The 336-nt window shown below is 47.0% G+C and carries 1 protein-coding gene; it reads left to right on the top strand.

The features are described from left to right. Nucleotides 1-336, top strand: a 336-nt coding sequence (locus H5202_RS23735) for an IS66 family transposase (protein ID WP_182774167.1), incomplete at both ends; no start/stop codon positions are given.

Here is a 336-nt window from a genome sequence, read left to right as displayed (position 1 = left end):
AACAAAGGCATTGCAACGAGCAGTTTGCTCAGTCAGCTTATCACCAGTAAATACCAATATGGGTTACCGCTTTATCGCCAGGAAGCCATGTTCAAGCAATACGGTATTGAGCTCAGTCGCCAGACAATGAGCAGCTGGATAGACAAATCCGCCGCACTCTTCGCGCCACTAGTTGAGCGACTTAAAGCCGAGCTGTTAAAGCAGCCCACGTTGTTTGCCGATGAAACGCCATTAAAGGTGGTGAAATCCGATAAAGTAAACAGCTACATGTGGGTGTATTGCTCAGGTCGAGATTCACCAGACCCGAATAATCCTATCCCTAATATCGTGCTTTAC

The organism is Shewanella sp. SG41-4, assembly GCF_014164505.1.
Classification (GTDB): Bacteria; Pseudomonadota; Gammaproteobacteria; order Enterobacterales; family Shewanellaceae; genus Shewanella.
Note: the sequence above shows the minus strand (reverse complement) of the source record. Positions and strands in the feature narration are given on the sequence as shown.